Origin of the sequence: Qipengyuania sp. (assembly GCF_965277845.1) — a bacterium.
Classification (GTDB): Bacteria; Pseudomonadota; Alphaproteobacteria; order Sphingomonadales; family Sphingomonadaceae; genus Qipengyuania.
Window position 1 is genome coordinate 1,673,642 of the sequence record NZ_OZ255844.1, and the last position, 15,801, is coordinate 1,689,442.

At 63.8% G+C, this 15,801-nt stretch carries 16 protein-coding genes; 6 read left to right on the forward strand and 10 right to left on the reverse strand.

What is annotated here, in order from left to right:
- Positions 1 to 3 precede the first annotated feature (3 nt).
- The 5 genes from ACQY4G_RS08150 to ACQY4G_RS08170 form a co-directional block, all read right to left on the reverse strand.
- A complete protein-coding gene (locus ACQY4G_RS08150; protein WP_421990139.1) occupies positions 4 to 2,124 on the reverse strand; it encodes a prolyl oligopeptidase family serine peptidase in 2,121 nt (706 codons plus the stop codon).
- A gap of 25 nt (positions 2,125 to 2,149) precedes the next feature.
- Positions 2,150 to 3,136: a quinolinate synthase NadA gene (gene nadA, locus ACQY4G_RS08155; RefSeq protein WP_421990141.1), complete on the reverse strand. Its 987-nt coding sequence runs from the start codon at positions 3,134 to 3,136 to the stop codon at positions 2,150 to 2,152.
- 69 nt (positions 3,137 to 3,205) lie between these two features.
- Positions 3,206 to 3,976 (reverse strand): hypothetical protein, encoded by a 771-nt coding sequence (locus tag ACQY4G_RS08160; RefSeq protein WP_421990143.1) that lies wholly within the window; start codon positions 3,974 to 3,976, stop codon positions 3,206 to 3,208.
- A gap of 80 nt (positions 3,977 to 4,056) precedes the next feature.
- Positions 4,057 to 4,740 carry a DUF4230 domain-containing protein gene (locus tag ACQY4G_RS08165; protein WP_421990145.1) on the reverse strand — a complete coding sequence of 228 codons (684 nt, stop codon included), beginning with the start codon at positions 4,738 to 4,740 and terminating at the stop codon, positions 4,057 to 4,059.
- On the reverse strand, positions 4,725 to 5,597 hold the full coding sequence (locus ACQY4G_RS08170) for an MBL fold metallo-hydrolase (RefSeq protein WP_421990147.1): 873 nt from the start codon (positions 5,595 to 5,597) through the stop codon (positions 4,725 to 4,727). Before ACQY4G_RS08170 ends, ACQY4G_RS08165 begins: the two co-directional genes overlap by 16 nt.
- Before the next feature lie 62 nt (positions 5,598 to 5,659).
- On the opposite strand from ACQY4G_RS08170, the gene ACQY4G_RS08175 reads away from it, so the two are divergent.
- On the forward strand, positions 5,660 to 7,123 hold the full coding sequence (locus tag ACQY4G_RS08175; RefSeq protein WP_421990149.1) for a glycerol kinase: 1,464 nt from the start codon (positions 5,660 to 5,662) through the stop codon (positions 7,121 to 7,123).
- On the opposite strand, the gene ACQY4G_RS08180 is transcribed toward ACQY4G_RS08175, so the two are convergent.
- A complete protein-coding gene (locus ACQY4G_RS08180; RefSeq protein WP_421990151.1) occupies positions 7,124 to 7,579 on the reverse strand; it encodes a DUF1465 family protein in 456 nt (151 codons plus the stop codon). It lies immediately after the preceding gene.
- Between the two features lie 92 nt (positions 7,580 to 7,671).
- On the reverse strand, positions 7,672 to 7,881 hold the full coding sequence (locus ACQY4G_RS08185) for a YdcH family protein (protein ID WP_067690758.1): 210 nt from the start codon (positions 7,879 to 7,881) through the stop codon (positions 7,672 to 7,674).
- A gap of 165 nt (positions 7,882 to 8,046) precedes the next feature.
- Between ACQY4G_RS08185 and ACQY4G_RS08190 the strand changes: the two genes are divergently transcribed.
- The 5 genes from ACQY4G_RS08190 to tilS all read left to right on the forward strand — a co-directional run bounded on the left by ACQY4G_RS08190 (position 8,047) and on the right by tilS (position 13,469).
- Positions 8,047 to 8,202 (forward strand): YdcH family protein, encoded by a 156-nt coding sequence (locus tag ACQY4G_RS08190; protein ID WP_083508180.1) that lies wholly within the window; start codon positions 8,047 to 8,049, stop codon positions 8,200 to 8,202.
- A gap of 71 nt (positions 8,203 to 8,273) precedes the next feature.
- Positions 8,274 to 10,544: a phosphoenolpyruvate--protein phosphotransferase gene (gene ptsP, locus ACQY4G_RS08195; RefSeq protein ID WP_067690695.1), complete on the forward strand. Its 2,271-nt coding sequence runs from the start codon at positions 8,274 to 8,276 to the stop codon at positions 10,542 to 10,544.
- A gap of 140 nt (positions 10,545 to 10,684) precedes the next feature.
- Positions 10,685 to 11,518, forward strand: a complete 834-nt coding sequence (locus tag ACQY4G_RS08200; protein ID WP_421990153.1) for a helix-turn-helix domain-containing protein — start codon at positions 10,685 to 10,687, stop codon at positions 11,516 to 11,518.
- A gap of 102 nt (positions 11,519 to 11,620) precedes the next feature.
- Positions 11,621 to 12,529 carry a tetratricopeptide repeat protein gene (locus ACQY4G_RS08205; RefSeq protein WP_291175175.1) on the forward strand — a complete coding sequence of 303 codons (909 nt, stop codon included), beginning with the start codon at positions 11,621 to 11,623 and terminating at the stop codon, positions 12,527 to 12,529.
- A gap of 112 nt (positions 12,530 to 12,641) precedes the next feature.
- Positions 12,642 to 13,469, forward strand: a complete 828-nt coding sequence (gene tilS, locus ACQY4G_RS08210) for a tRNA lysidine(34) synthetase TilS (protein WP_421990155.1) — start codon at positions 12,642 to 12,644, stop codon at positions 13,467 to 13,469.
- Between the two features lie 6 nt (positions 13,470 to 13,475).
- On the opposite strand, the gene ACQY4G_RS08215 is transcribed toward tilS, so the two are convergent.
- The 3 genes from ACQY4G_RS08215 to glk all read right to left on the reverse strand — a co-directional run bounded on the left by ACQY4G_RS08215 (position 13,476) and on the right by glk (position 15,799).
- Positions 13,476 to 14,135 (reverse strand): L,D-transpeptidase family protein, encoded by a 660-nt coding sequence (locus ACQY4G_RS08215; protein WP_421990157.1) that lies wholly within the window; start codon positions 14,133 to 14,135, stop codon positions 13,476 to 13,478.
- A gap of 84 nt (positions 14,136 to 14,219) precedes the next feature.
- Positions 14,220 to 14,831 (reverse strand): bifunctional 4-hydroxy-2-oxoglutarate aldolase/2-dehydro-3-deoxy-phosphogluconate aldolase, encoded by a 612-nt coding sequence (gene eda, locus ACQY4G_RS08220; protein ID WP_421990159.1) that lies wholly within the window; start codon positions 14,829 to 14,831, stop codon positions 14,220 to 14,222.
- On the reverse strand, positions 14,828 to 15,799 hold the full coding sequence (glk, locus tag ACQY4G_RS08225) for a glucokinase (RefSeq protein WP_291175184.1): 972 nt from the start codon (positions 15,797 to 15,799) through the stop codon (positions 14,828 to 14,830). The genes eda and glk overlap by 4 nt, the downstream gene beginning before the upstream one ends.
- Positions 15,800 to 15,801 lie beyond the last annotated feature (2 nt).

The following is a 15,801-nucleotide window of genomic DNA, read 5'->3' on the forward strand; positions in this document are numbered from 1 at the left end:
GCCTTACTCCGCTCCGCTACCGATCTCTCGGTTGAGATAGCCGAGCAACAGGGCGGCGCGTTTGGCGTCCTCCTCGTGGTCGGAACCGACCGAATGCCCGCCCTCGCGATACTCGTGATAATAGAAGGTCTGGCCCCAGGCTTCGTGCTTGGCCGCCGCCTTGCGCGCATGGCCGGGGTGCACCCGGTCGTCTAGCGTCGAGAGATAATAGAAGGCCGCCGGGACATCGGGCGCGTCGCTCATATTCTGATAGGGAGACCACTCGCGCATGAAGGCCCAGTCTTCGGGCACGTCTGGATTGCCATATTCGGCCATCCACGATGCGCCAGCGAGCAGCTTGTTGTAACGCCGCATGTCGATAAGCGGGCTGCCCGAAATGATCGCGCCGTAAAGGTCGGGTCGCTGGTTGGCGACCGCGCCAACTAGGACGCCGCCGTTCGAACGTCCCGAAGCAGCGATGCGCCCCGGATCGGCGAGACGGTTCGCGACCAGATCGTCGGCCACGGCATGGAAATCGTCGAAGCTGTTCTGACGCTTCTCGCGCAACGCATCCTCGTGCCAGCGCGGCCCGTATTCGCCGCCGCCACGGATGTTGGCGAGCACATAGGCATTGCCGCTCTCGACCCAGAACAGGCCCAGCGGTCCGCTGCGATAGGGTTCGGCGGTGAGGTATTTGGGCGTCTGCGCCGCGCGGAAACCGCCATAGGCATGGATCAGCGTGGGAAGCGGACCTTGCGCGCCCTTCGGGCGGACGAGGTAATAGGGAACCTTCGTTCCGTCCTTCGAGGTCGCGAACTTCTGTTCGACCGCAAACTTGCTCGCATCGAATTGCGCAGGCTCGCTGGCGATCGCGACGGGCTCGCCGTCGCTCGGTACAGCCCACAGCGTCGGCGGGGTCAGCATGCTCTCGACAGTGACGAAGGCGGTGTCGCCCTTGCCGCTGGTTTCGGCGATCTGGATCGTGCTGTTGCTGGGCAGGTCCATGATGCGCGCGGCCCAGCCATCGACCCCGGTCGCTAGCTCGATCAGCTTGCCCGATACGTCGTCGAGCACCTTGACCCAGAGCTTGGTTTCGGAGGACGCCACCTCTTCGATCGCCTGCGATTCGCTCGGCTCGAAGATGACCGAGGGCGTGCTGCCACGGCCAGCCGCAATATCTTCGAGCGACCAGGCGACCAGCGAGCCGACGGGAGCGCTCCAGCCCCGGCCCGGTTCCTGGGCGGAATTCATCTTGGCGATAACGTACCCGTCGAGCACGGCTTCGAATTCGGCGTCCAGGGGCAGGGGCAGCTCGACCAGTGTGCCGTCATCACGGACGAGCTTGTATTCGGCGGTCCAGAAGTCGGGACCCCGGCGCACGAAGCGCCAACGCGTGTCGCCGTCGAGCACCGAAAAGCCGTTCATGCTGATATCGGTCTGCTCGCCTTCCGCGACGAGCTCGGCCGCGCTGAAATCGGTCCCACGCTGCCACAGTTTGACGAGCCGTGGATAGCCGGAATCGGTCAGCGAGCCTTCACCCTCGTCGGTGCCCACGAACAGTGTGTCCTCGTCGAACCAGGCGACGTTCGACTTGGCCTCGGGCAGGGCGAAGCCATCCTCGACGAATTCGCCGGTGATCACGTCGAACTCGCGCACGATGTCGGCATCGGTCCCGCCCGGGCTGAGCGATACGAGACAACGCCGGTATTTGGGCGCCAGGCAATTGGCGCCGTGCCAGATCCAGCTCTGGCCCTCATCACGGCCGAGCTGGTCGACATCGATCAGCACACGCCACTCGGGGGCGCCGGCTTGGTAACTTTCGAGCGTCGCGATGCGCCACAGCCCGCGCGGATTGTCTGCATCGCGCCACAGGTTGGTTACACGGTCGCCCATGATTGCATCGGGCATCGCAATCTGGCGCGTATCGTCGAGGATCTGCTTCGCCCATGCCTTGGCGAGCGGATATTCGGGCTGCGCCGTCAGCACGGTTTCCGTATCGGCATTCCACTGATCGATCTTGGCCAGCGCACGCTCGCCCTGGATTTCCTCGAGCCAGATATAGGGGTCGTCCGCATCGGTCTCCTGCGCGACGAGCGGTGCAGCGGTGAAGCAAAGCGCAGCGGCAAACGCCAAGCGTGCGACCATGATACTCTCTCCCTGAAGTGTTTTCTTAGACCTTGCCCAGATCGCCCTTGCCGATCGTGCCGCTGGCCATTTCGAGCATGCGGTCGAGACTTTGCTTGGCCTTGAGGCGCAGGCCTTCCTCGATCTCGATCCGCGGTTCGAGATCGCGCAGGCAGGCGTAGAGCTTTTCCATCGTGTTGAGCGCCATGTAGGGGCAGATGTTGCAGCTGCAGTTGCCGTCTGCGCCGGGCGCGCCGATGAAATTCTTCTCGGGCAGCGCCTTTTCCATCTGGTGGATGATATGCGGCTCGGTCGCCACGATCAGCGTGTCGCCTTCGAAGGTCTGCGCGAACTGCAGGATACCGCTGGTCGATCCGACGTAATCGGCATGGTCGACGATCGTGGGTGGGCATTCTGGGTGTGCGGCGACCGGCGCATCGGGATGCTGCGCCTTGAGCTTGAGCAGCTCGGTTTCGCTGAAGGCCTCGTGGACGATGCAAACCCCCGGCCACAGCAGCATCTCGCGGTTGAACTTGCGGCTCATGTAGCCACCGAGGTGCCGGTCGGGACCGAAGATGATCTTCTGATCCTCGGGGATCTGGCTGATGATCGTTTCGGCGCTCGACGAGGTGACGATGATATCGCTGAGCGCTTTCACCTCGGTCGAGCAGTTGATGTAGGTCAGCGCGATGTGGTCGGGGTGCGCTTCGCGGAACGCCTTGAATTTTTCGGGAGGGCAGCTGTCTTCGAGACTGCATCCGGCGTCCATGTCGGGCAGGACGACGATCTTTTCGGGGCTGAGGATCTTTGCCGTGTCGGCCATGAATTTCACGCCGCAGAAGGCGATCACATCGGCGTCGGTTTCCGCCGCCTTGCGCGACAGCTCGAGGCTGTCGCCGACGAAATCGGCAAGGTCCTGAATGTCGGCGGTCTGGTAGTAATGCGCCAGGATAATCGCGTTCTTCTCCTTGCGGAGGCGATCGATCTCAGCGAGCAAATCCTGTCCGGTCGGCAGGTCGGTCTGTGCGGTCATTGTGTGTCCCGTCTGGTCCTGGTGGGGCCTCTATAGACCGAACGGACGGGAAGGCGAGGGCGTTCCGTTCTAGAAACCCGGAGGCAGAAACGGATCGGGCGATCGCTCGCCTCCCGGCGTGCCTGCGACATGGCCCGCGACCCAGGTCTTGGCGTAGCCTGTCGCACCGATGACCTCACCCATTCCCATGGCCGCGATCGGGCTGATCAGCGCCCACCACCAGGCCGCGTGTACCGAGCCGCGGACGCGGCGATCCATCATCATGCCCGCCAGGATAAACAGCGAGGCGACGCCGAAGATGATCGGGAATGCCCAGGGGATAAGGAACGGCAGCGGCAGCAGGCGCGCAATGCCGGGAATGCTGACGGTGACCATCGCGCCGAACATCAGCCGCTTGTGCCAGTCGCTTCGCCTGCGCATCCACAGTGCGGCGACGGCAAGCGCGGCGAAGGCGGCCAAGTGAAACAGGTTGACCACGAGGAACTCGCTCTGCGCGAAAAACGGCGGTCCGCCGAGAAACTGCAGCGTGGCAAAGGTCAGCCACACGCCCATGATCAGCATGAGCGGTATATAGGCGACCGCGACCTGCCCGAGGCGCATGTGCAGCGCGGTGTTCCCCTTCGCTGCCAGCGTCGCCTGCAGCGCGTAGAGGCCGATGAAGCCCATGAAGACGAATGCGTGCAGGTGGTAGACCAGTGGAACGTCGAAACTCGACCGCCCTGTCGCAGCATTGAGCGCGAAACCACCCACCGTCATCGCGGCGAGCAGCCAGGTCGCAATCAGGAAAAAGCGGTGTTCGCCCGCTGCCGTGCGTGGCGGTGTATCGGCAATGGTCGCCATGGTCCCAAGTCCCCCCTCAAAGCCAAGCGACCATCGATTTCGTTTTGCAGAGGATAAAAATTCCCGGGAGCGTCGTCAAATCAGCCGGCGGCTTCTCCGTCGAAACGCACGTCGACCGTGACGTCTCCATAGCCTGCTACCTGCAAAGGAATGGCAAGGTTCTGACGAACTGCTTCCTTCGCTGCCTGCCGCGCAAGCGCGAGGACTTGGGGATTCTTCGCGAATTCGGCTGCCTTGCGCTCGGCCTGCTGCGAATTGTTGCGGGCCAGGTCCGCGCTCGCATCGCGGCTGACATAAGTGCCCTCGGTAAACGTCTTCTGCGCTGCTTCGTCGAGATTGGGCCGCGAAATGCGCAATGGTGGCAGGGTCACGGTCAGTTCCTCGCCTTCCTCGTCCCAGGCGAAGCGGTCGCGGTCCATGCTCGATAGATCGAGCCGGTATTCGACCGTCGCGGGAATGATCGCCGCCTGTCGGCTCTCAAGCAGGTCGAGATTGAGCACGCCGCGCCGGTCGACACTTTCCGCAACCACTTCGAACCGCGATGAGAAGACGGTGAGCGAATTCTGCTTCTCGAAGGCCAGCATCGCGCTGCCTACCGGATCGCCCTCTTCCTGATAAAAGAACGCGCGCCAGCCGAGCCATGCGACGGCGGCCAGCAGGACGACCACGATCAGCCACGGCACAGCCTGGATGCGCGCCAGCGGCTGCTCGCGCCGCACATCGGATTGGATGGTGGTTGCGCCAGTCTTCAGATCGTTTGCCATACATCGCCAGAACGGGCGACGAGGCCGCGCTGTTCCAGATCGATGAGATGCGCGGTGACCGACATTTCGGCCGCCTTGTGCAATCTCGCATCGAGGCCCTTGTACATCTTGGGCACGAAATCGCTGGCTTTATGTGGGCCATCGCTCAGGTGCCGAACGATCTGGTTTTCCCGCTGGCGCCGGTGACCGAGCATGCCGCGGACGAGCTGGCGCGGTTTGTCGACCGCTTCGCCATGCGCCGGGTAATAGACCCGGTCCTCGCGCGCATGGAGTTTCTCCAGGCTCTTCATGTAATCGCTCATGTCCCCATCGGGCGGGATCACCACGCTGGTCGACCAGCCCATCACGTGGTCGCCGGTGAACAGCGCACCGCTCTCTTCCAAAGCGAAGCACAAATGATTGGAAACATGGCCCGGCGTGGCAATGGCGGTGAGCGTCCAGCCGGGGCCGGTCATCTGCTCGCCGTCTTCCATCACCCGATCCGGCTCATAGGTCGGGTCGAATGCCTCGTCCGAGCGCGGCAGGTCGCTATCGATCACCAGCGGAGCGCAGCCCACGACCGGTGCGCCGGTCCGGGCGGACAGGGTCCTTGCCGCGGGCGAATGGTCGCGGTGCGTATGGGTGCACATGATCGCACAGACGTGTTCCTCGCCGATCGCGGCATCGAGTGCGAGCAGGTGCTCTTTCTCGTCCGGTCCGGGATCGATCACTGCGCAGCCATCGCCGAGGCCGACGATGTAGGTCTGCGTGCCGGTATAGGTATAGGGCGACGGGTTCGGCGCGAGCACGCGCCGCACCAGCGGTTCAACTTGCATCGCCTTGCCGGTCGGCCACGGTTTGGGAGGAGGTCCAGCCATGCCCTTGCATATGGGGATAAGGCTGCGCCATGTCACGTCCCGCCGCTTGTCAGGGAGAAAGCATGGCCGATCGTATCCTCGTCCTCGATGCCGGAACCACATCGACAAGAGCGATGATATTTGCTCCCGACGGCAAGATGGAGGCGGTGGCTCAGGCGGAGCTGACGCAGCATTATCCCAGACCGGGCTGGGTCGAGCACGATGCTGCCGAGATCTGGGAGAAGACACTGTCCTGCGCGCGCGAGGTAGTCGGTGACGATACAGGACGGATCGCCGCTATCGGTATCACTAACCAGCGCGAAACGGTGGTCGCCTGGGATCGCAATTCGGGCGAGCTGCTGGCGCGCGCGATCGTCTGGCAGGACCGGCGTACGGCGCAGTTCTGTGCGGGTATGAGAGACTACGGCCATGAGCCGGAAGTGCAGCGGCGCACGGGCCTGCTGCTCGATCCCTATTTTTCGGGTACCAAGATGCGCTGGATGCTCGATCATGACGAAGCGGTGCGGGCGGCTGCCGACACGGGCACGCTCGCCTTCGGCACGATCGAGAGCTGGCTGGTCTACAAACTGTCGGGTGGGGCGCATCTGAGCGATGCAAGCAACGCCAGCCGCACCCTTTTGCTGGCACTCGATGGTGCGCAATTCGACGAGGATTTGTGCGAGCTGTTCGGCGTCCCGCGCGCGACCTTGCCCGAGGTGGTCGATACGCATGGAGCGCTGGCGGAATGTGACCCGCAATGGCTCGGTAGCGCTATTCCAATCTGCGGTCTGGCGGGCGACCAGCAATCCGCCACCATCGGTCAGGGCTGTCTGTCCTTTGGCGAAACCAAGGCCACTTACGGTACGGGTGCCTTCGTGCTGACCAATAAGGGGCGAGACATTCCGCGTTCGGACAATCGCCTGCTTGGCACCGTGCTGTATCAGGAAAACGGCGAGCGAACCTATGCGATAGAGGGGGCGTGTTTCGTCGCCGGCAGCCTCGTCCAGTATCTGCGCGATCAGCTGGGCTTGATCGGGAGCGCCGAAGAGACCGAGGAACTGGCCCGATCGATCGAGGATAGCGGCGAGGTGGTCATCGTTCCGGCGCTTGCAGGACTCGGCGCTCCGCACTGGAAACCCGATGCCCGCGGCGTGATCTCGGGCCTCAGCTTCGCAAGCGGGCGAGCACAGATCGCGCGGGCGGCACTGGAGGCGATGGCACACCAGACCCATGACCTGTCGAGCGCCTTCGCTGCCGACGGCGCGCCGTGGTCGCATCTGCGGATCGATGGAGGCATGAGCGCCAACGACTGGATGGCACAGGATCTGGCGGATATCCTCGACCTCGAAGTCGAGCGGCCCGAGTTCATCGAGACGACGGCACTGGGCGCCGCCATTCTCGCGGCGGTCGGTTGCGGACTGCATGCCTCACTCGAAGACGCTGCGCTGGCCATGCGCGGCGGTGCAAATACGTTCACTCCGGGAATGGCAGAGGAGGTACGCGAGGCACGCTTGGCCCGCTATGCCAAGGCACTTTCCGCAGCCTGATCAGGCAGTTGCGAATGCCTGCGCAATGCGGCCCTGCAGCGATGCCACGGACGTTGCCTCATCCCGCTGCAAGCGCCAGTCGCGATCGAGCCGGGCAACCCTGGCGTGAAGCCGCTCGCTCTCTTCGATCAGAGCGCGGGTCTCGGACTCGAGCCGTCCGAGATTGTCGGCATCGGCTTCGCGCTCTTCGGGAAGGGCGCCGCAACGTTTGAGCTGCCGTTCGGACAATTCGCCCGCAAGATAGGCGCGCTGGTTGAGCAGCCAGGCGAGCACATGCATCAGCCGCGTCGTCGTACGAAGTCCTTCGATCGACAGCGCCACGCGGGTCAGGTCCCCCATGTGTGACCGAGCGTCCTGGACACGCAGATCGAAGGCCGCCCGCGCATCGTCCGCGAGCACCAGTGCTTCGGAATAGAGATCCTCGATGATTTCTTCGTTGATGTCCCGAGCTGGCATGGCGCGGGGGATACGCCTTGGGGCAGAATGCCGCCAGCGGATTAACCATGCTTGTCCCGCGCTGACACGTGCCCTGACCCAAGATGCCGATATCAGGCGATTATATCGGGTAGCAGGACATCTTCGATCGCAGCGATCCGGTCCTTCAGCGCCAGCTTGCGTTTCTTGAGCCGGGCCATCTGCAACTGGTCGACGAAACCGCTTTGCGCACCCGCCTCGGTCAGCGCGGCGATCGCGACGTCGAGATCGCGGTGTTCGCTGCGGAGCAGAGCCAGTCTCTTGCGCAGTTCCTGTTCGTTCACGCCGACCTTCCCGGAAAATCGCTTCTCGCGACCGTTTTGCCGCATGCCTTCAAGATCGCCCTTTGTAAATTATCAATCCTGTGGTTTGATACCAGATCTGCGGCCCGTGCCGCACATCGGCACGAGTCGCTCCTGGGGTCGCACAACCGTCAAGGAGACAGCCCGATGCAATCATCCCATGTCGACGCGCTCAAAGCCAAGCACGCCGGTCTCGAGGCCCGCCTGCACAAGGAGCAAACCCGACCGGCGCCCGACATCGCGATGATCCAGCAGATCAAGAAGCAGAAGCTCCGCATCAAGGAAGAGCTCGCTTCCTGCTGAAAATGGCAATCAGGAGGCGGGGCCGCGTGTCCCGCTTCCGCCTTCCGATGAATTTGCTATAGGCTGCCGCCATGTCAGCCGCAGCTTCTGCCCGCCAGATCCTCACCCGCCTGCACGAGATCATGGCTGGGCGTACGCATGCCCAGCACAAGCTCGACCGCGTTGTCGAAATCATCGCCGAAAGCCTGACGAGCGAGGTCTGCTCGATCTACCTCCTGCGCGAAGGTGCGCTGGAACTCTACGCCACGCAAGGTCTTAACCCGGAGGCGGTTCACCTTACCCGTCTAGCGGTGGGCGAGGGTCTGACCGGCACGATCGCCAACAATATCGAGACGCTCAATCTCGCTGAGGCCAAGGCACATCCCGACTTCGCCTATCGCCCTGAAACGGGTGAGGAAAAGTTTCATTCCTTTGCCGGCGTGCCGATCGTCTATCGCGAACGCGCGGTGGGTGTGCTGTGTGTCCAGCATGTCGAGCCGCGCCGCTACGAAGATGTCGAGATCGAAGCGCTGCAGACCACCGCGATGGTTCTCTCGGAGCTGATCGCACACAAGGAGCTGGTCGACGACGAGGAGCAGATCGATCTCGAGATCGCGCATGTCGAAAACGACGTGCTCGAAGGTCTGACCCTCGTGAAAGGCCTCGCGGCCGGACAGGCGGTGTTCCATCAGCCGCGCATCGAGATCGACCAGGTCGTGGCCGAGGATATCGAGGCCGAGCGCCAGCGTGTCTATCGCGCCTTCGACAAGATGCGCGACCAGATCGACGCACTCGGCAAGGAACCCGAGTTCGGCAAGGGCGGTGAGCATGTCGAAGTGCTCGAAACCTACAAGATGTTCGCCTATGACGAAGGTTGGAGCCGTCGGATCAACGAGGCGATCGATAGCGGCCTCACCGCGGAAGCCGCTATCGAACGGGTCCAGCAGCGCACCCGCATGCGGATGCGCGAAATCGACGATCCGCTGCTGCAGGATCGGATGCACGATCTCGAGGACCTTTCGAACCGGCTGTTGCGGATCGTATCCGGCCAGCTCGGCACCGCCGCGACGCAGGGGTTGAGGCGCGACACGATCCTGTTCGCGCGCAATCTCGGCCCGGCGGAACTTCTCGAATACGACCGGCGACGGCTCAAGGGCGTGGTGCTCGAGGAAGGTTCGCTCACGGCGCACGTCGTCATCGTCGCCCGCGCGATGGGTGTACCCGTGCTGGGCCGCGTCCCGGGAATCCGTACGCGTGTGGCCGAAGGCGACGAGGTGATCCTCGATGCCGACAGCGCTACGGTCACGCTCCGGCCCAACCAGCAAGTGCTGGACGCATTCGAGACCCGCTTTGCGCGAACACGCGAAAAGCAGGCCGCTTATGCCGAGCTGCGCGAGGTCGAACCCTTTACCCGCGATGGTACGCGCATCACGGTCATGATGAATGCCGGGCTGCGCGACGATATGAGCGCGCTGGCGATGAGCGGGGCGGACGGGGTCGGGCTCTTCCGCACCGAATTCCAGTTTCTCGTGTCTTCCACACTGCCGCAGCGCGATCGCCAGTTGCGGCTCTACCGTGACGTGCTGGACGCGGCGGGTGACAGGCCCGTGATATTTCGCACCGTCGATATCGGCGGCGACAAGGCGGTGCCCTATATCGGTGATGCGGAAGCCGATCGCGACGAGAACCCGGCAATGGGTTGGCGTGCCCTGCGGCTATCGCTCGAACGCGAGGGATTGCTCAAGGCGCAAGCCCGGGCCCTGCTCGAAGCTGCGGCCGGTCGGACACTCTCGGTCATGTTCCCCATGGTCAGCGAACCGTGGGAATTCGATGCCGGCAAGCAGGTGTTCGAAGACCAGCTCGCGTTTCTGCGCAAGCGGCGCAAACTCGTGCCCGAGACGATCGAATATGGCTGCATGCTCGAAGTGCCGTCCTTGGCCGACATGCTCGATCTGCTCGCACCGAAACTGTCGTTCATCTCTGTCGGGACGAATGATCTGACGCAGTTCCTTTTCGCGGCCGATCGCGCCAATCCCAAGCTGGCGGAGCGCTACGACTGGCTGAGCCCTGCGATCCTGCGGTTTCTTTCGCGGGTGTCGCGATCGCTGGTCGGCCATGACGTGCGGCTCGGCGTTTGCGGAGAGATGGGCGGACGCAGGCTCGAGGCGCTGGCGCTGCTCGGCATCGGCTATCGGCGTCTGTCGATCACGCCTGCGGCCGTCGGGCCCATAAAGGAGCTGGTGCGCAAGGTCGATCTGGGTGAATTGACCGAACAGATGGACCGCTGGCTGGCTGCACCGCCCGACGACATGCGCAGCGAACTGCAACGATGGGCCGCAGAGCGCGAAATCGAATGCGACTGATTTCGTCGCGAAAGCGCCTCTGTTCATCGGTAGGCACCACCTGTGTTAGGATGCGTGCTTGACAGGGATGCCGCCGGTTCGCTTTTCCTGCGTCAAGACCACATGCGGCAAAACCGCGGGACTGCTTTATCGGGGATCGCATGAGCAACGAAGAAACGCTTGATCAGGAACAGCTCGAGGAATCCGGCAGTGTCGGCGCCCGGCTGAAGCAGGCCCGTGAGGCCGCCGGCCTGGAACTGGCGCAAGTGGCGGCCGAAACCCGCATTCCTCAGCGGCATCTTTTGACGATCGAGAACGGCTCGCTCGCCGACCTGCCGGCCCGGACCTATGCGGTCGGATTTTCCCGAACCTATGCCCGGCTGGTCGGGCTCGATGAGCGGGAGATTGTGGAGCAGGTTCGCAACGAACTCGCCGAAGGAGACGAGAACGGCGCGGCGCCAGCGAAATTCGAACCTGGCGATCCTGCGCGCGTGCCGGGACGTGGTTTGGCGTGGTTTGCGTTGTTCGCTGCCATACTGCTCATCGGTGGCATTTACGCATTCTACAACAGCTATTTCGCGCCCGGCCTGGGGCCCGCGCCGTTGCAGGATCCGCGCGAAGAGGTGGCTGCGCAGGTGGAGGAGAACGGGGAGGAACCGGTACAGGCAGCGGCACCTGCGCCGACCGGTCCGGTCGTCTTCACCAGCGAAATGGATGGTACCTGGGTCAAGTTCTACGATGCCAATGGCGAACGGCTCTATGAAGCCCAGATGGCGGTGGGCGACAGCTTCACGGTTCCCGCAGATGCCGAAGGTCCACAGGTTTGGACCGGGAGACCATATGCACTGGCGATAACCATCGGCGGTCGCGCCGTGCCCAAGCTCTCGGAAGAAGACGAGGTGGTGAAGGACGTTCCGATCACCGCCGAGGCGCTGCTCGCCCGCGCCGATCGCCCTGCGTCTCCAAATGGGGCCACTCCTCCCAACGGCGGCTGATTTTTACCCTGTGGAAGGGGATAAGCCCGCTTCATGGCCTCGACAGATTCGCGGGGCTAGGGCACTTTCGCAACCTACGGATATCCCACGAGGAGCCACCGGATGACATTCGGATCGATCACCCGCAACCTGTCCTTTCTCGGGGCCGGTTTCGCCCTGCTCGCCACTTCCGCCCCGGCGCTGCCGCAGGATGGAAATGAAGAGGCGCGTCTGCGCCGCCTCGAAGCCGAGGTGCGGGCGTTGCAGCGCAGGGTCTTCCCGGGCGGCGACGGGCGCTTCTTCGAGCCTGAAATAAGCGCGCCGCCCTCGGTCGATTCGACGGTGACCAATCCCTCGACGAGCGCGGTTACCGATATCCTCGCCCGGCTCGACGCGCTCGAAGCGCAGCTGCAACGGCAAACCGCGCAGAATGAGGAAAGCGCGAATGCAATCCGCCTGCTGACCGAGCGGGTTGCAACACTGGAGAGCTCGGCGAGCGCGGTCGCAGCGACGGCACCGGCTTCGGAAACCGCCGCCCAACCAGCGGGCGGCGCAGCGCGTTCGGTCGCGGCGGCTGAACCTTCCGGTCCGAGCGACGAGCGCCTTGCCGCGGTCCAGTCGATCGCCAAGCCGCAAACCGAAGACCCGGCGGACGACGAATATTCCTATGGCTATCGCCTCTGGAATGCAGGCTTCTATCCCGAGGCGCAGCAACAGCTGACCCTGTTCGTCGAGCAGAACCCCAACCACTGGCGCACCACCTACGGACGCAACCTGCTGGGCCGGGCCTATCTCGACGACGGAAAGGCCAAGGAAGCCGCGCCCTGGTTCCTCAAGAACTACCAGGAAGACAAGACTGGCGCGCGCGCAGGCGACAGCCTTCTTTACTTGGCCGAGGCGATGATCGCGCTCGACGATACGCGCCGGGCATGCATTGCGCTCGCCGAGTTTTCCGAGACCTATCCGGCGCTGGCTGCAGGACGCCTGCAGAGCCAGTACGAAGCCAATCGCGGCAAGGTGAATTGCAATTGATGGGGATATCGACCCGGCGCTGCTGACGCGTTTCGAGGCTGCGCTTGGCAGCCTGTGGCATGGCAACAAGCTTGGTCTGGCCGTTTCCGGTGGTAGCGACAGCATCGCGCTCTTGGCGCTTGCGCACGAATTGCTTGGCGAGAAGGTCGAGGTCGCCACTGTCGATCACGGCTTGCGACCCGAAGCGTCCGAGGAGTGTGCTTTGGTTGTACGCGTATGCGAAGAGCGCGGAATTCCATGCAACATCCTCAGGGTAAACGTCGGCGCGGGGAACGTGCAGGACCGGGCCCGCGCAGCACGCTACACCGCGCTGGGCGCCTGGGCGCTGGAGCGTGGGTTGGCAGCCATCGCCACAGCGCATCATGCCGACGACCAGGCGGAAACGGTTCTTATGCGGCTCAACCGCGGGAGCGGGTTGGCGGGCCTTGCGGGCATCCGCTCTTGCACACTGATCGAAGGGGGGGCGGTGCCAGTGGTCCGCCCGTTACTGGGATTCCGCAAGCGCGAGTTGCGCGACATTGTCGAGCAGATAGGCTTGCCTCACGTGGAAGACCCGAGCAATCGGGATGAGAGTTACGATCGCGTCCGCATCAGGCGCGCGCTGGAGAATGCGGACTGGCTCGATCCGCTGGCCATTGCGCGTTCCGCCGGGCATCTCGAAGAGACCGAGAAGGCTCTGGAAAGTCTCGCGCTTCGGCTCTGGGACGATCGTGCGTCGGTTGAGGATGGGCGCGTATCCGTTCCGAAGGCGGCGCTGCTCGATACGTCGGCCCGCCTTGTCGCCAGGGCCGTGGGCGTCCTCGGGGGCCGGACCTCGCATGGCGAGGTAGCGGCGTTTCTCAAGACCGGAGTGCAACGGGGCAATCTGGCCGGAGTTCTGATCGAGGCCGGCGAGGAGACCTTTGTTTGCACGCCTGAACCGCCGCGACGCAGCGGCTAGCGACGATCAGATGATGCTGTCGCCGAGGCCCATGCGCTTCCCATCGGTGATTACGACCCTGTCGCCCTTCTTCGCGATGGCGAACAGGCGCTTGGCGATGTCGTCGGGCACGCCGATGCAGCCGTGACTGGCATAACCGTTCTCGACTTCGCTCCCGCCATGGATCGCAATGCCGTCCGTGGTCAGGAACATGCTCCAGGGCATCGGCGCATTGCCGTATTTCTCCGACACGTTGTGCCGCTGCTTCCACAGTATCGGGAAAGTGCCGGTCGGGGTCGGGTGCTCGTCGGTGCCGAGCATGACCGCCGCGGCACCAATCTCGTAGCCGCCCTGGAAAATGGAGATCACGCGTGCCTGCAAGTCGACGGTGACCAGGAGCGGGCCGTCGGGCACGCCCTCGTCATCCCAATGCCATTCGCCATATTTGATCGGGCCCTCTATCGGCAGCACCCGGCGCACCGTGTAAAGGCGCTCGGCATCGGCAGCAGCCTTGGCAGCGATCGCGCCGTGAGCAAACACGGGCTGGGGCGCGGGCGCGGCTTGGGCCAGGGATGCGGTTTCCGGCAGCTGGTTCTCCGCCGTCGCGCGACCGCCAATGGCGACACCCGCCAAAACGAGCGCTGCCGCCACGGTCCCCCCGCCGATCCACTTCAGAATCACGTCCATGAGTGCCTTATGGGCCCAAACCCATGAATTTTCCAGCAAGGGTCCCGAATCCGTCCCATGGAGGAACAGTGTAAGGCGGGTTTGCTAACCGGCCAGCGCTGCCGCCTCTCTGGCCAGTTCCTCAACCGCAGGTTCGTCGACAACACCGCTCGGGGCGACCCAGCTGCCGCCGACGCATAAAACCGGATCGAATGCGAGCCATTCCGGGGCATTGGCAAGCGAAACGCCACCGGTAGGGCAGAAGCGGCATTGGCCGAATGGGCCCGCAAGTGCCTTCAAGGCCGGCAACCCACCTGACGCCATGGCCGGGAAGAATTTGAAATGGGTGAAACCCAGATCGAGCCCGCGCATGATGTCGCCCGCATTGGCGATGCCGGGCAGGAACGGGATTCGTTCACGGATTGCCGCCCTGCCTAGCGGCTCGGTCAGGCCGGGCGAAACGATGAACTGGCTGCCTGCCTCGATCGCATCGGCCAAATCCTGCTGGTTGGTGACCGTGCCTGCACCGACGATTGCGCCCTCGACCTTACGCATCGCGCGAATGGCGTCGAGCGCAGCGGGCGTGCGCAGCGTTACCTCGAGTACCGGCAGGCCGCCCGCCACCAGGGCGCGAGCCAGCGGCTCGGCTTGTTCCAGTTGGTCGACGACGATGACCGGAATTACCGGCGCAGTCTGCATGATGTCGGCGATGGTCATCCGTGTTCCCTGACGAAAGCGGCAGCGGCGCCGAACAGCCCCGGTTGCGGGTGGACAATGAGTTTGACCGGGATCGATGCCATCAGCTCCTGGAAACGGCCCTTGGCCTTGAAGCGTTCGGAAAATCCCGATTTCAGCAGCGTCTCGCGAATACGGTAACCGAGGCCGCCGGCAATCACGACGCCGCCGAACCCGCCTTGGGCCAGTGCAATATCGCCTGCCACGCTGCCGAGCGACATGCAGAAGCGATCGACTGCCGCGGCGGCGAGGCTGTCGCTGCCATCCTGCCCGCGCGTCCAGATCGCGATGTCGTCTTCCTCGGCGACCGGCTTGCCCTCCATGGCGGCGAGCGTCTGATAGATGTCGGAGATGGCGGGTCCTGCGACGACGCGCTCGACCGAAACGCGCGTATGGCGTTTGCGTAGGCGTGCGAGAATGGCGTCGTCGATCTGGTCGAGCGGGGCGAAGTCGATATGGCCGCCTTCGGTGGCCGAGACGCGATAGGTCCCGTCGGGCTCGCGATATAGATGGGCGACGCCGAGACCGGTGCCGGGGCCAAGTACGCTGAGGCGACCGGTCGGGGCCAGCGGTTTATCGGGTCCGGTCAGGTGAATGAACTGATCCTCGCCAACGCGGGCCACGGCATGCGCCACCGCCTCGAAATCATTGACGATGCAGTAACGCTCGACGCCCAACTTCTCCTTCACCAAGCCCGGTCGGATAATCCACGGGTTGTTGGTGAAGCGGATGACATCGCCGCCCACAGGACCTGCGATGGCCATCGAAACGCGGGGGGGCAGGCTGCCACCCATCCGCTCGCGGAAGTCCTCCCACGCGGTCTGGAAACTGGCGTGATCCTCGGTGTGCAGCGTTTCGGGCTCTCCCAGCGAGATCGTGCCGTCATCGGCCACCGTCGCGATAGCGAAACGGGCGTGGGTGCCGCCGATATCGACGCTGACGAGATCCATGC